Origin of the sequence: Rhodosalinus sediminis (assembly GCF_003385555.1) — a bacterium.
GTDB classification, from domain to species: domain Bacteria; phylum Pseudomonadota; class Alphaproteobacteria; order Rhodobacterales; family Rhodobacteraceae; genus Rhodosalinus; species Rhodosalinus sediminis.
In genome coordinates this window covers 33,721-46,835 of sequence record NZ_QOHR01000002.1, presented here as the reverse complement: position 1 = coordinate 46,835, position 13,115 = coordinate 33,721, and the positions used below count along the sequence as shown (strand labels likewise).

The 13,115-nt window shown below is 71.2% G+C and carries 13 protein-coding genes; 4 read left to right on the top strand and 9 right to left on the bottom strand.

Going from position 1 to position 13,115, the window contains the following annotated elements; all coding sequences use genetic code 11:
• Window positions 1-6: 6 nt before the first annotated feature.
• The 4 genes from DRV84_RS02100 to flgB are packed head-to-tail and all read right to left on the bottom strand — an operon-like array spanning window position 7 to window position 2,768.
• Complete coding sequence (locus DRV84_RS02100) at window positions 7-1,233, bottom strand: flagellar hook protein FlgE (RefSeq protein WP_115978147.1); 1,227 nt, start codon at window positions 1,231-1,233, stop codon at window positions 7-9.
• Window positions 1,234-1,260: 27 nt separating this feature from the next.
• Complete coding sequence (locus DRV84_RS02095) at window positions 1,261-1,950, bottom strand: flagellar hook assembly protein FlgD (RefSeq protein ID WP_115978144.1); 690 nt, start codon at window positions 1,948-1,950, stop codon at window positions 1,261-1,263.
• A gap of 15 nt (window positions 1,951-1,965) precedes the next feature.
• Window positions 1,966-2,382 carry a flagellar basal body rod protein FlgC gene (gene flgC / locus DRV84_RS02090; RefSeq protein WP_115978141.1) on the bottom strand — a complete coding sequence of 139 codons (417 nt, stop codon included), beginning with the start codon at window positions 2,380-2,382 and terminating at the stop codon, window positions 1,966-1,968.
• Complete coding sequence (gene flgB / locus DRV84_RS02085; RefSeq protein ID WP_115978139.1) at window positions 2,382-2,768, bottom strand: flagellar basal body rod protein FlgB; 387 nt, start codon at window positions 2,766-2,768, stop codon at window positions 2,382-2,384. Before flgB ends, flgC begins: the two co-directional genes overlap by 1 nt.
• Before the next feature lie 94 nt (window positions 2,769-2,862).
• Here flgB and DRV84_RS02080 point away from each other — a divergent pair, with 94 nt between their 5' ends.
• Window positions 2,863-3,258: a hypothetical protein gene (locus DRV84_RS02080; RefSeq protein WP_115978137.1), complete on the top strand. Its 396-nt coding sequence runs from the start codon at window positions 2,863-2,865 to the stop codon at window positions 3,256-3,258.
• Between the two features lie 272 nt (window positions 3,259-3,530).
• Complete coding sequence (locus DRV84_RS02075) at window positions 3,531-4,682, top strand: sigma-54 interaction domain-containing protein (RefSeq protein ID WP_239994962.1); 1,152 nt, start codon at window positions 3,531-3,533, stop codon at window positions 4,680-4,682.
• 12 nt (window positions 4,683-4,694) lie between these two features.
• Here the strand turns inward: DRV84_RS02075 and fliD are convergent, their stop codons facing one another.
• The 3 genes from fliD to DRV84_RS02060 all read right to left on the bottom strand — a co-directional run bounded on the left by fliD (window position 4,695) and on the right by DRV84_RS02060 (window position 8,369).
• Window positions 4,695-6,329 carry a flagellar filament capping protein FliD gene (gene fliD, locus DRV84_RS02070; RefSeq protein ID WP_115978133.1) on the bottom strand — a complete coding sequence of 545 codons (1,635 nt, stop codon included), beginning with the start codon at window positions 6,327-6,329 and terminating at the stop codon, window positions 4,695-4,697.
• A 69-nt stretch (window positions 6,330-6,398) separates the two neighbouring features.
• Window positions 6,399-7,580 (bottom strand): OmpA family protein, encoded by a 1,182-nt coding sequence (locus DRV84_RS02065; protein ID WP_115978130.1) that lies wholly within the window; start codon window positions 7,578-7,580, stop codon window positions 6,399-6,401.
• A 27-nt stretch (window positions 7,581-7,607) separates the two neighbouring features.
• Window positions 7,608-8,369, bottom strand: coding sequence for a motility protein A (locus DRV84_RS02060; protein WP_115978128.1), 762 nt, complete (start codon window positions 8,367-8,369; stop codon window positions 7,608-7,610).
• A gap of 162 nt (window positions 8,370-8,531) precedes the next feature.
• Between DRV84_RS02060 and DRV84_RS02055 the strand changes: the two genes are divergently transcribed.
• Both DRV84_RS02055 and rpoN read left to right on the top strand, forming a co-directional pair.
• On the top strand, window positions 8,532-10,013 hold the full coding sequence (locus DRV84_RS02055; protein ID WP_115978125.1) for a flagellin N-terminal helical domain-containing protein: 1,482 nt from the start codon (window positions 8,532-8,534) through the stop codon (window positions 10,011-10,013).
• Window positions 10,014-10,192: 179 nt separating this feature from the next.
• Window positions 10,193-11,527, top strand: a complete 1,335-nt coding sequence (rpoN, locus tag DRV84_RS02050; protein ID WP_115978123.1) for an RNA polymerase factor sigma-54 — start codon at window positions 10,193-10,195, stop codon at window positions 11,525-11,527.
• A 108-nt stretch (window positions 11,528-11,635) separates the two neighbouring features.
• On the opposite strand, the gene DRV84_RS02045 is transcribed toward rpoN, so the two are convergent.
• Both DRV84_RS02045 and DRV84_RS02040 read right to left on the bottom strand, forming a co-directional pair.
• Window positions 11,636-12,361 carry a PDZ domain-containing protein gene (locus tag DRV84_RS02045; RefSeq protein WP_115978121.1) on the bottom strand — a complete coding sequence of 242 codons (726 nt, stop codon included), beginning with the start codon at window positions 12,359-12,361 and terminating at the stop codon, window positions 11,636-11,638.
• Window positions 12,358-13,071 carry a hypothetical protein gene (locus DRV84_RS02040; RefSeq protein WP_115978119.1) on the bottom strand — a complete coding sequence of 238 codons (714 nt, stop codon included), beginning with the start codon at window positions 13,069-13,071 and terminating at the stop codon, window positions 12,358-12,360. The genes DRV84_RS02045 and DRV84_RS02040 overlap by 4 nt, the downstream gene beginning before the upstream one ends.
• Window positions 13,072-13,115 lie beyond the last annotated feature (44 nt).

Genomic DNA, 13,115 nt, shown 5'->3' with positions numbered 1-13,115 from the left:
CGCGCCTCAGCTCCGGATGTTCATGATGGTCTGGGTGAGGCTCGACGAGGTCTCGAGCGCCTTGGCGGAGGCCTGATAGTTGCGCTGAGAGCTGATGAGGTTCACCATCTCCTCGGTCAGGTCGACGTTCGACCCTTCGAGCGCCGAGGCGCGCAGGCTGCCGAGGCCCTCGGTCTGCGGCCCGCCGATCATCGCGTCCCCCGAGGCCTGCGTCGCCGCGAAGGAGGCCGAGCCGAGCGGGCGCAGCCCCTGCTCGTTGTTGAAGCCCGCGAGCGCGACCTGCCCCATCGCCTGCGCGGCCTGGTCGCCGTAGCTGGCCCAGATGACGCCCTGGTCATCGACCTCGAGGCCCTGCAGGGCGTCCAGCCCGCGCCCGTCGTGGGCGTAGCGGTCCACCGCGAAGCCGCCCGTGTCCAGCCGCGAGCCGGCGAAATCGACGTCGATGGTGTCGCCCGCGCCCGTGAAGCTTATCGGGCCGCCGGGCGCGGTCATCTGGCCGTCCGCGTCGAAGGTGAGCTCCGGCGCGGCGGTCGTCATCGTCGTGCCGTCGACGACGAGATGCGCGGTATAGATCGTGTCCGGCGTGCCGCCGCCCGGGACCTGCGTGCGCGCGAAGTAGACGGTGGCGTCGCGCACGGTGCCGTCGGCCCCGCGCACCTCGATCGGCGTACTTTCGGCGTAGGTGGCCGGATCGGCGGCATCGAAGGGCGGCGTCGAGAGCGGACCGTTCGCCGGAAGGCTGACCTGCAGGTCGGCCGCGCCCGTCGCTTGGGGCGTTCCGGACTTCATCGGGATGCTGAGGGGCGAGAGCTGCGCCGCGCCCCCGCCGAGCGGCGCGCCGTTGGCGGCGACGGGCCGCGTGAGCAGCTCGAGCCCCTCGTTGTTCACGATCGTGCCATCGCGGTCCATCCCGAAGGCCCCCGCGCGGCTGTAGATCTGCCCGCCGTTCTGATCGCGCAGCGTGAAGAAGCCGCGCCCCTCGATCGCCATGTCGAGGATGTTGCCGGTGTTCTCGAGCGCCCCCTGTTCGAAACTGCGGCGGATCTGCTGCAGCTCGACGCCGTTGCCGGTCTGGGTTTTCACCGGCGAGAAGGGCGAGGAGGAGAAGAGATCGCCGAAATGGGCGCGCGCGCCGCGATAGCCGGCGGTTTCCGCGTTGGCGATGTTGTTCGAGGTGTTGCTGATCGCGGACCGCGCCGCGTTGAGCCCGGAGAGGGCGATGTTCATCGACATGATGGTTGCTCCTTGCGGTGGCGTGGGTCAGGGCCGCGCGCGCAGCGCGGGGATCTCGCTTGCGGGGCGGCGGCCGTAGTCCTCCAGGGTGACGGTCGGCGCGCCGCCTGCGGCGTCCAGCTCGACGCCCGCGATGCGGGCGTAGACCTCCGTGGACACCCGCTCGGCGCCGCCCTCGGTGTCGGCCATCGCGGTGACCTTCACCGCGCGCCCCGCGTCCGCGAGCGCCTCGGGCACGCCTTGCCAGACGAAATCGACGCGGCCGGCGGGCTGCGGCCCGTAGCGTTCGCTGTGCAGAAGGACGCCGGTCTCCGCGTCCGCGAACTCCACCGTGACGCCGGCGGCGGGGCTTTTCAGAACAGCGCGCCCGCGGATGTCGCCCGCCGCGTCCGCGCGCGCCGTGTCGCCTTCGACGAGCGCCTGCCGGCCGAGCAGGCTGGCGGCCGAGGCCAGGCGGACCTCCGCGAGCCCGCCCTGCAGCCCGGCGAGCGTGGCGTTCATCCGGTCGATCCCCGAAACGGTGGAGAACTGCGCCATCTGGCCGAGGAATTCCTTGTTTCCCATCGGCTCGAGCGGGTCCTGGTTGCGCAGCTGTGTGGTGAGGAGCCGCAGGAAATCCTGCTGGCCGAGCGCGGCGCCCTCGGCGTCCCGGCGCGCGGCGGCGGGCGCGTCGCTTCCGCGCGGCTGAAGGGGGGGAGGCGTGTCGATGGCGGTCATGGCGGATCCTCCGCGTCAGCGGCCCATGGTCACCGTGCGCGCCACGAGGCTGCGCACGGTGTCCACGACCTGAAGACTGTTCTGATACTGGCGGCTCGCCTCCAGCATCTCGACCATCTCCTCGTCGCGGTTGACGGCGGCCTGGTAGACGAAGCCCTCGTCGTCGGCGAGCGGGTGATCGGGCCGGTAGTGCTTCGCGGGTTCCCGGTCGAGCGCGACGATGCGCTCCACGTTCGCCGCGGCGACCCCGGGCGCGCGGGCCTGATCGGCGAGCTCGGTCGCGAAGACCGGGCGTAGCGGGCGAAAGGCGCCCTCGGGGCTCGAGGCGACCGAGTCGGCGTTGGCGATGTTGCTCGCCACCGTGTTCAGCCGCACCATCTGCGCCGACATGGCGCGCTTGGAAAGATCGAAGAGATTGCTCACGTCCGACATCACTGCCCCTTGATCGCGCGCTTGAGTCCCGAAATCTTGCCGTTGAGCAGCTGCAAGCTCGTCATGTAGCCCAGCGTGTTCTCGGCGAATTCCATCTGTTCGACGTTCAGCTCGACGGTGTTGCCGTCGAGCGCCGGGTTTACCGGCACGCGGTAGCCCGGATCGGCCGCGCCCGACGCGCCGAGGGCGATGTGGCGCGGGTGCGTCGTGCCGGCGCGGCCCCCGTCGGACCGCGCGCGCTCCAGCGCGGCGGTGAAATCGAAGTCGCGGGCCTTGAAATGCGGCGTGCCCGCGTTCGCGATGTTGGAGGCGAGCAGTTTCGTGCGCGTCTCGCGCAGGGCGAGCGCGTCGGCGTGAATGCCAAGGTGATCTCGGATCGCGGACATCGGCGGTCGGTCTCCCGTCTGGATGTGACTTGGACCGCTTCTTGCAACCCCCGTGCCAAGCCCGCCGGGCGCCCGCCCGAAACACGGAGGCACCATGAACGACACAGACCCCGCCGACGCCCCGCCGCCGCACGAGATCCTCGCGGCGCGAATCGCGCGCGACCTGCGGCGCCGCAACGCCCTGACGGTCAGCCCGGCGCTCGGCGCGGCGGCCGCGGCCGAAGGCACCCCCGCGCGGCGCCGCGCGCTCGTCAGCGCGCGCCTGCAGCTCCTGCGCCGCCAGCTCGCCGCGATGGAGGGCCGCGCGACCGCGGAGCAGCCCGCGCCCCCGGCGCGCGACGCGGACCCGGAGCCCGATCCGGGCGCGACGCGGCCCGCCCGGCGCAGGAGCGCGGTGCGCGGCATGGATCTTCAGGACGCCGCGGCGCTCCTTTCCTCCGCCGCGTTCGAGACCGACGACGAGGAGGACGGGAAGGACGACGACACCTAGCCCCGCATGGCGCCCGCCCGAAGCGGCGCGCGCCGGGGCGTGACCGGATCGTCGGCCCGGTCGCGCGGCTTTGTACGTCGAATGTTCTCGTTTTTTTAACCAGTCGCGCTGAAAGTCGGGGGCAGACGGTATCGCGCTGTCCCGAAGGCTCGGGCGGCTTTCCTGTCCACCGTGCGAGGAGGTCCCGTGAGAAACGGCAAACCATCGGAGGACTGAAAAGATGATTGCAAGTTCAATGCGATCCCTTGCCCTCTGGCCGAGAAAAGAAACGAATGTCGGTGCGACTTTGCCGAGCGGGCAACGATCCGGCCCTTTCGAGCTCCGGCGACCGTCGCGATCGTCGCGACAGGTTGTCAGGCAAAAATATGAAATGCGCTTTTTGGGAATATATGATGGCTGATACATACGTGAATTGGGGCGGCGACCGGACGGTCGATGTTCCCGGCGTCGTTCTCGAAAGGATCATCGGCGAGTCGCCCGCGGTCGTGGGCCTGCGTCGCATGATCTCCGTCGCAGCGCGCACCACGGCGCCGGTCCTCGTCATGGGCGAGACCGGATCGGGCAAGGAGCTGGTGGCGGAGGTGCTGCACGCCGCCTCCGGTCGCACGGGGCCGTTGGTGGCGGTCAATTGCGCGGCGATCCCGCGCGACATCATGGAAGCGGAGCTTTTCGGCTACGAAAAGGGGGCCTTCACCGGGGCGTCCGCGCGCTGCATCGGCCGGATCGAGGCCGCCGCGGGCGGGACGCTCTTCCTCGACGAGATCGGCGAAATGCCGGTCGAGCTTCAGTCGAAATTGCTGCGTGTGCTCGAGAATCGTCGCATCCGGCGGCTCGGCGGGAACGAGGAGATCGAGGCGGACGTGCGCATCGTCTCCGCGACCAATGTGGATATCGAGGCGGCGGTGCGCGCTGGACAATTCCGGGAGGATCTCCTGTATCGTCTGGACGTGCTCCGGATCGCGGTGCCGCGTCTCGCCGACCGGTGCGACGATATTCCCCGTCTGCTGGAGGCCTTCGCCGACGGCCGGCACGGCGACGGCGCCCCGCCGCCGCGCTTCGCGCCCGACGCCATCAAGGCGCTGAAAGGCCACCCGTGGCCGGGCAACGTGCGTGAACTGCGCAACGTCTTCGAGCGCGTGCAGGCGTTCTACCCCGGCGAGACGATCGGCGCCTGCCAGATCCGCGAGATGCTGTCGCGCGCGGGCGCGCCCGACCCCTCGAGCCCGGGGGAGCTGGCCTGCGATGCATCGAGCCTGCTCGACCAGGACGAAAGCTTCAGCCTTCGACGCCACGTCCAGAAGGTGGAGGAGGCCTTCATCCGCGCGGCGCTGAGCCGGACCGATCACAACACCGCCGCGGCGGCGCGTCATCTGGGCCTGCAACGCACCACGCTCGTCGAAAAGATGCGCAAGATCGGGATCTGAGCGCGCACGGCGTCAGCCCTCCTGGTTCCAGGCCGCGACGAGGTTTTCGAGGTAATCCGCCGTCGAGTTGATTTCGGCGACCACCTGCTCCATCGCCGTGAACCGGCTGGTGTATCGCTCTTCGAGCGTCGCGGCGCGGGTGTCGAGCGCGTCGAGGCGGGCGGAATCCTCACTCATGCTGTCCTGCAGCGCGCGCTCGCGCAGCCCGATCGCCCCGGATTGGCCCGTCACCGCGTCGACGGCGCGGGACAGCTCGCTGACGAGGCTCCGCCCGTAGGTGAGCTCGGTCCGCGTCAGATCGGGCTCCACGACGAGCCCGGCGCCGTCGAGCGGGCCGCTGCGGATGGCGTAGAACACGCGCCCGTCGTCGAGGGGGCGCCCCTCCAGCGTCGTCGCGCCGAGTTGCGCGGTCCCGGTCGCCGGGTCGCGGGTGAAGGTATAGCTGCCGGGCACCATCGCGTCGCCGCGTCCGAGCGAGGTGCCCACCGACCTGTCGGAGGCCGCAAGGCGATCGCTGAAAAGCGCGTCGAACCGTTTCGGGTCCGCCGCGAACGCCCGGTCGAAGCGGTCACGGTCGAGGGCGAGCGAGCCGTCCCGCCGCGTGGCGACGCCGAACTCGGCGAGGCGCACGGGCGGGCCGCCGAAGCCGCCGAGCGCCGTCGAGGTCACGTCCTCGAGGGCGCGCAGCGCCGCCTTGGCGGCCTGATCGCCGGCCAGCGCCCCGGGGTCGCCGCCCGCCACCCCCGTGCGCGCGGCCTCGGAGATCGTGGCGCGCACGGTGTTGATCTGCTCGACGAAGCCCTGCAACACGTCGAAGGCCGCGTCCGCGTCGGGGCCGACGCGCAGGGTCTGCGGCCCGTCCGAGACTTGGTTCAGCGTCAGCGTGACCCCGTCGATCAGGTCGCCGATCCGGTTCGACGCGCGCGCGACCTCCAGCCCGTCGAAGCGCAGGCGCGCGTCCTGCGCGGCCTGGACCTGTTGCGCGTTGTCGGCCGTGGTGTCGAAGCGGGCGAGGTCGGCGCCAGTGGCGCCGGTCGGACTGGCGGCGATGCGGATCGCGTTGTCGGCGCCCTCCGCGCCCCGGACCGTAAGGGAGAAGTCGCCCTCGCTCACCTTGACGACGGAGGCGGAGAGCCCCTCGACCTCGCCGATGCGCTCGGCCAGCCCGCGCAGCGTCGTGCCCTCGGCGACGGAGATGGTGGCGGGCGCCCGGGCGCCGTCGGCCGTGAAGGTGCCCCCGGCCCAGCGGCCGAAGTCGATCTGGAGCGTGCCGGCGCGAACCTCTGCGTCCGCGCTGGCGAAACCGGCGAAATCGAGCACCTGGCCCTGCGCCAGTTGCGTGACCTCGATGCTGTGCTCCGCCGCGCGCACGCGGGACGGGTCCGAGAGCTCGGCCCCGAGCCCGGACAGGGCGCCGGAGAGGGTCATCGCGCTCAGCCCCGAGAGATTGTCCAGCGCGCCGCCGAGCTGGTCGAACTCCGAGCGGATCCGGCCGAGCGCGGAGATCGAGGCCTCGGTCGCTTCCATCCGGCGCTCGACGATGGCGCGCTTCGGCGCGATCTCGGCCTCGACGAGATCGTCGGTGAGCGTGCTCAGGTCGAGGCCCGTGCCGTTGGTGTTGAGCGAGGTGAGGATGTCCTGAACCATGGCGCCTCCGCCGGACGTGTCACTTGGGGAAACGGCGCCGCGCGGCCGCGGTTTAGCGCGCCGGCGCGCTCAATAGCGCACGACCAGCTCGACGCGGCGGTTGCGCGCGCGGCCCTCCGCGGTGGCGTTGTCGGCCACCGGCGCCGTGTCGCCGCGCGACACCGCGGACAGGCGGGCGGGATCGACGGCGCCGGTCGCCTCGATCTCGCGCACGACCGAGGCGGCGCGCGCCGCGGCGAGGCCCCAGTTGTCGCGGAACGCGCCGCCGCCCACGGGACGCGTGTCGGAATGGCCCGTGACGCTGATCTCCGCCGCCTCGTCGAGCCCTGCGAAGGCCACGCGCGAGATGATGCGCCGCGCCTCGGGCGTGAGGTCGGCCGAGCCCGAGCCGAAGGCGCCGCCCGCGCCCACGGTGATGCGCACCTCGTCCTGCGCCGTCTCGACCTGCACGAGGCCCGCGTCGATCTCCCGGCGCAGCGCCACCTGCAGCCGCTGTCGCGTCAGGCGCGCGGTGCGCTGCGCCGCGCTTTCGCCCTGCGTGACGCTGCCGGACCGGGCGACTTCGCCCTCCCGTTTCTCGCCGGCCTCGCGGGCGGCGTCGGCGCGCGCCGCTTCGACCGCCTCGGCCAGGCGCGCGCGCAGCGTCGCGGCGTCGGGCGTGTCGCCGGGCGCGCCCTCGTCATCCGGGGTTTGCCCCCGGTCGGCCTTGTCCTCTTGGGCCGGGGTGTCCGCGACCGGCTCGGGGCGTTCCGGCAGATGCAGGGTGACCGCCCGTTCCACCTCGTCCGGCGTCACGGCGCCGCGCTCGAGCGCTTCGACCAGCGCCTCGCTCAGCGCCTCGGCGAGGCGGGCGATGTCCTGATCGCTGCTCTCGCCGTCTTGCGGGCGGGTCTCGACGGTCTGGCGATTGCTCTCGGTCGTCTGCTGGCGCATCTCCTCGGTCAGCGCCATCTCGGGTGAGGGGCTGAACCGCAGGTCGAGCGACGTCGTGCCGAGCGGCTGCTGAAGCACCTCGATCTCGCGCTGGACGCCGAAGGAGTCGCGCAAGGAGCCGGCCACCTTCTTGAAGCGGGGCTGGTTGAAATCCGCGAAGGACAGGATCAGCACGAAGAACGCCATCAGGAGCGTGGCGATGTCCGCGAAGGTCGCCATCCACGCGGGCGCGCCGCGCTGGCCCGGCTTCGGCGGGTCCGCGTCGGCGGGATCGGGCTCTGGCTCGATCACGGAGTGGTGGGGCGGGTCGCTTGCCATGCGCGCAGGCTCCGGCGGGGGCGGGCGTCAGGCGGCCGCGAGCTTCGATTTCGCCTTGGGCGGCAGGTTGGCGATCATCGTCTCCTGCAGGACGCGACCGGCCGTGCCGCGCGCGAGGCCGCGCAAGCCCTCGAGCACCATCTCGCGGTAGCTCGCCTCCTTCGCCGAGTCGCTCTCGAGCTTCGAGAGCACGGGCAGGAAGAGCACGTTGGCGATGAAGGTGCCGTAGAGCGTCGTCAGAAGCGCCACCGCCATCGCCGGGCCGATCGCCTTGGGATCCTCCATGTTGCCGAGCATCTCGACGAGGCCGATCAGCGTGCCGATCATCCCGATCGCGGGGGCGATGTCGACCCAGCCGCGCAGAACATCGTGCATCTCGTCGTGGCGCCGCTTCATCGCGCGGATCTCGGCGCGCAGCGTCTGCGCGAGCTTGCCCTCGTCGGCGCCGTCCACGAGCATCTGCAGCCCCATGCCGAAGAACGGGTCCGGCACATCCGCCCCGTCGAGCGCCATCATCCCCTCCTTGCGCGCCTTGTCCGAGAGCTCCGTCACGCGCAGGATCATCGCCTCCGGGTCCGGCCGGCCGGGGCGCACGACCTTCGCCATGGCGCGGAAACTGCCGAGGAAATGGGCCATCGGCACCTTCGCCATGACGGCGAAGAAGGTGCCGCCCACCACGATCAGCAGCGAGGGCGGGTCGATGTAGGGCTCAAGCCCCGCCGCCATCGCCATGCCGCCGGCCACCATGCCGATCGCGCCGATCAGTCCCAGAAGTGAGGCCGTGTCCATCCCGCGCGCTCCCCGTGCCGTGGCTCTCGCGGGAGTGAGGGGGCAAGATGCGTGCCAGCCGCGGCACGCGCCGGATGCAGACGGTCGCTAAAGATCGCGGGCGCCGGCCGTTTCCCTTGGCAGGGCGCCACGGGCGGCGCCACTGCAACGGGAGACGATCACATGACCGCGATCAACACCAACATCGGCGCGATCCAGGCGCAGTCGAACATGGGCCGCGTCAGCGAGGAGTACAATCAGGCGATGACGCGCCTCTCCTCGGGCAAGCGCATCAACGCCGCCAAGGACGACGCCGCCGGCATGGCCATCGGCGAGAAGATGACCGCGCAGATCAAGGGCCTTAATCAGGCCGTGCGCAACGCCACCGACGCCAAGAGCCTCGTCGACACGACCGAGGGCGCGCACGTCGAAGTCTCGAACATGCTGCAGCGCATGCGCGAGCTCTCCGTGCAGTCCGCGAACGACACCAACACCGACGCCGACCGCAACAACATCAACGCCGAGGCGCAGCAACTCGTCGCCGAGATCAACCGCGTCGCGGAGACCACGACCTTCAACGGCATGAACATCCTCGACGGCTCGTTCAAGGGAAAGCAGTTCCAGATCGGCGCCGACAGCGGGCAGACCCTGAACGTCAACGTCGACAGCGCTGCGGCGAACGACATCGGTGCATATACGTTCAAGACAGACGTTCAGATTACGGGCGCGGGCACCACCGACTCTGGGATCACTGGTACGCCTCAGTACACAGTGTCCGGGTCTAAAGGCTCACAAACTTTCGGGGTCGCAGCTGGCACATCCGCGCGCGATTTTGCCCAAACGGTCAATGACTCCTCAGCCACGACCGGCGTAGAGGCGACGGCTACCACGAAAGCCAGACTCACCCTCGACGTCGCAGATACCATTAGCTTTACGCTCGGCAACGCAACTGGAACTGATGAGCAAGTGTCGATCCGCGACGTGAACGTGGCAACCACTTCCGACCTTCGCGGCGTGCGCGACGCCGTCAACGCGGTGTCGGGGTCGACCGGCATTACCGCGACCATGGGTAACACCAACGCAGAAGTGATTCTCACCGACCAGGACGGCGACGACATCGGCATCGAAAGCTTCAATAATAACGGCGGCTCGGCGACCATGACGGTCGAGACTCTGCAAGCGGACGGCAGTGTTAAAGCAGAGGGTAGCGCCACCACCGCCGTCGCTAACGGCGATAGCGTTTACGTAACTGGACAGGTCGAGATGACCTCGACCGAATCTTTCGAAGTCTCCGCGGATGACAACACGACAGTAACGAGCTTCGTGGAATCAAACGAATTCGCCTCGAAGTCCTCGGTCGCCTCGATCGACCTGACCACGGCGCAGGGTGCGACCGACGCGATCAAGGTGCTCGACGCGGCGCTGCAGAAGATCTCGGAAGCGCGCTCCGATCTCGGCGCCGTTTCCAACCGGCTCGACAGCACCATCTCGAACCTGACCAACATCTCGACCAACGTCGAGGCGGCGCGCTCGGGCATCATGGACGCGGACTTCGCCAAGGAATCGACCGACCTCGCGCGCGGGCAGATTCTCCAGCAGGCGGCGACCTCCATGCTTGCGCAGGCCAACTCCTCGCAGCAGAACGTCCTCAGCCTCATCCGCTGACGGAATCCCGCCACTCCACCTCGAGGCCCCGGCGCGCCAGCGCCGGGGTTTTTCGTGTCGGGCCAATCGGCTGCGGGGCGATCCTGACCTGACGGCAGGCCGTCGGCGCGGGCGTCAAACGCTTTGTTCGGTGGTGCGCTCCCGCCGCGGCTATGGTGGCCGCGAAAGGAGCGTCGACCATGGATATGCGTCCGATCCAGACCATCGGCCAGCGCCAGTCGCTGGTCGTGAACACCCAGCTTCAGCAGGCGATCTGCATGCTGCAGATGTCCAACCTCGAGCTTCAGTCCTACCTGGACGAGCAGGCGGCCGAGAACCCCTTTCTCGAGGTCGCGCCCCCGCAGCCGGAGGGGCAGGCGCCTCCGGCGCAGGCGCCGTCGCGCGGCGCGGCGGAGGACGCGTTCGATTACATCCAGATGCGCGCCGAGGCGCGGCCGGCGTCGCTTTACGCCCATCTGCGCGGGCAGTTCGACCTGATCTTCGACGACCCCCGCGACCGGGCCGCGGCGGAAATCTTCCTCGAGGCCCTCGAGCCGAGCGGCTGGCTCGGCGAGGACCTCGCGCAGGTCGCGGCGCGCGCCGGCGTCCCGGCCGAGGGCGCGGAAGACTTCCTCGCCCGCCTGCAGCAGGTCGAGCCCGCGGGCCTTTTCGCCCGCGATCTGGCGGAGTGTCTGCGCCTTCAGGCCGAGGATCGCCGCTGTCTGACCGAACCCTTCGCCCGGCTTCTCGAGAACCTGCCGCTCGTCGCGAAGGCCGACATCGCCGCGCTCTGCCGCGTCTGCCGCTGCGACGAGGCCGAGCTGCGCCGCCAGCTGGCCCTCCTGCGCTGCCTCGACCCGAAGCCGGGCGCCCATTTCGACGCCGAGGAGCACGGCGCGCGCCCGCCCGACCTGATCGCCCGGCGCGACGGCGACGGCTGGACCCTCGACCTGAACCGCAGCACCCTGCCGGCCGTCCATGTCGACGCCGGCCAAGCCCCGCGCGCCGGCGGCTGCGCCGAGACCCGGGCCTACGTCGGCGCGCGGCTGTCGGACGCGCGCTGGATGCGCCGCGCCGTCGAGCATCGCAACCGCACGACGCTCGCCGTCGGTGCCGAGATCGTGCGCCGTCAGGGTGCCTTCCTCGAGCAGGGCCCATCGGCCATCCGGCCCATGACGCTGCGCGACGTCGCCGAGGCGGTCGGCGTGCACGAAAGCACCGTGAGCCGGGTGACCACCGGCATGATGATCGACACGCCGCAGGGTGCCTTCCCGCTCAAGGCGTTCTTCACCACCGCCCTGTCGGGCGCGGCCGCGGGGACGGAAGACCGCTCCGCCGCCGCCGTGCGCCACCAGATCCGCGACCTCGTGCGCGATGAGGACCCGCGCAAGCCGCTCTCGGACGACGCGATCGCCCGCATGGTGAGCGCCGACGGCGTCGCTCTGGCGCGGCGCACGGTGGCCAAGTACCGCGAGGCGCTGGGCATCCCGTCCTCGTTCCAGCGCCGCCGGGCGGCGCGGCTCACCGGCAGCTGAAACGTGCGGCCGGGCCTGCCCGTGTTCGCGCCGCGGCGCCGAGGGCCACGCGTCGCCCGGTGAGCGGCGCGCGCGACCGCGCCGCGCGGAGGCCGACCGCCGCGGCGCCTAGCGCTCCGCGGCGGCGGTCGCCGGTGGGGACGGCGCGGCGTCCACATGGCGCAAGCCGGGCGCCAGCACCGCGCAAAGGGCGTGCGCCTCGCGCGCCGAGGCCGCCGCCACGAGCGCGAAGGGCGCGAACCCCTCCGACTGGCGCGCGGCGCGCACCAGCGTCCGGGCCGCGCGCCAGATGTAGACCGCGCCGAGCGCATAGACCCCGAGCGCCGCGAGCAGCCCCACCGGCGCGGCGCAGGCTGTGGCCGACAGATGCGCCGCGAGCGGGGCCCAGAGCCGGTGGTGCGCCAGCCAGAACGGCGTCGCCACGAGCGGCCAGGGCGAGGGCGCGAGCGGTTGCAGATCGTAGCGCCCCCGCGCGTCCTGAAAGAGCTCCCAGTTGCAGAGCGTCTCCGGCGCGACGGGCTGCGGCTGCAGGCCCTCCGGCGCCGGGATGCCGACCCACCGGCCGAGATCGCTGCCGTCCGCGAGCACCGGAAAGGCGACGTCGCCCCGCCGGACCGAGAGCGCGCGGGGCCCGCGCCCGGGCGCGAGGTGCGCGCCGAGTTCCGCGCTGCCGCCCGTCAGCGGCATGCCGTCGACCGCGACCACCTGATCGCCGGGCTTGAGGCCGAGCGCGGCCCCGCGGTCGCTGACGGCCTTGAGTTCGAGCGCCGTGCCGGGGGTGTCCGGCGCGCCCGTCGCGTCGCTCTCCGCCATGGTGGGCGCCTCCTGCGTCATGGATAGACGAAGGGGTTCAGGGCGTCGGATCCGGCCGCCGTACTCGCCGCGTCGTCGCCCGTCTCCGCGCCGTCGTCCCCCTCCGGCGTGTCCGGTTCGCTGTCCGTGGCCGGGGCGGGGCGGACGTTCAGAAGCGCATCGGTCTGCGCGGCGAACATCTCGGTCATGTCGCGCTCGATCTCCCGGGTCTGTTGCAGCAGGCCGTCCTGCACGCGGGCCTCGGCGTCGCCGATTTCGCGGATGACGCTGCGGGCGAGCTGCGGCGCGAGGGTATCCGCGGCCTCGACCGCCTCGACGACGCGCGCCGCGACGGTCTCCTCCAGCGTGTCGAGCCGCGCGTTGAGCGCCACGACCGAGGCCTGCTCGTCGTCCGCGCCCTCCAGCACACGTTCGCCCGTGGCGACGGCGCTCTGCAGCTCGTCCACTGTTTCGGCGAAGAGCGCGAGCCCCTCGATCAAGGTCTCGTTGGTGTGCGCCATGTCCGCCTGCGCGCGCAGGAAGGCCATGCCGCCTATGACGCAGGCGACGAGGGCGAGCGCTGCGGCGCCGCCCGAGGCGAGGGTCACGCGCCGCGTGGTGCGCTCCATCCGCAGCGCGGCCGCGTCCACCGCCGCGGCTGAGGCCTCGTGATCGGCGACGACGGCGTTCGCGGCCTCCGCCGCTTCAAGCGCGAGCTTCACGCTGTCTTCGAGGGTCGGTTTCTTGCTCATGGGAGCGCTCCTGTCACCGGGTCGCCGGACGGCCTTGCAGCATT

Coding starts and splice junctions, on each gene's coding strand:
- DRV84_RS02065 (WP_115978130.1), bottom strand. CDS start 7,580: ATGGCAAGCGACCCGCCCCACCACTCCGTGATCGAGCCAGAGCCCGAT.
- flgC (WP_115978141.1), bottom strand. CDS start 2,382: ATGTCGGACGTGAGCAATCTCTTCGATCTTTCCAAGCGCGCCATGTCG.
- DRV84_RS02055 (WP_115978125.1), top strand. CDS start 8,532: ATGACCGCGATCAACACCAACATCGGCGCGATCCAGGCGCAGTCGAAC.
- DRV84_RS02100 (WP_115978147.1), bottom strand. CDS start 1,233: ATGTCGATGAACATCGCCCTCTCCGGGCTCAACGCGGCGCGGTCCGCG.
- fliD (WP_115978133.1), bottom strand. CDS start 6,329: ATGGTTCAGGACATCCTCACCTCGCTCAACACCAACGGCACGGGCCTC.
- DRV84_RS02060 (WP_115978128.1), bottom strand. CDS start 8,369: ATGGACACGGCCTCACTTCTGGGACTGATCGGCGCGATCGGCATGGTG.
- DRV84_RS02045 (WP_115978121.1), bottom strand. CDS start 12,361: ATGACGCAGGAGGCGCCCACCATGGCGGAGAGCGACGCGACGGGCGCG.
- DRV84_RS02075 (WP_239994962.1), top strand. CDS start 3,531: ATGTCGGTGCGACTTTGCCGAGCGGGCAACGATCCGGCCCTTTCGAGC.
- rpoN (WP_115978123.1), top strand. CDS start 10,193: ATGGATATGCGTCCGATCCAGACCATCGGCCAGCGCCAGTCGCTGGTC.
- DRV84_RS02040 (WP_115978119.1), bottom strand. CDS start 13,071: ATGAGCAAGAAACCGACCCTCGAAGACAGCGTGAAGCTCGCGCTTGAA.
- DRV84_RS02095 (WP_115978144.1), bottom strand. CDS start 1,950: ATGACCGCCATCGACACGCCTCCCCCCCTTCAGCCGCGCGGAAGCGAC.
- DRV84_RS02080 (WP_115978137.1), top strand. CDS start 2,863: ATGAACGACACAGACCCCGCCGACGCCCCGCCGCCGCACGAGATCCTC.
- flgB (WP_115978139.1), bottom strand. CDS start 2,768: ATGTCCGCGATCCGAGATCACCTTGGCATTCACGCCGACGCGCTCGCC.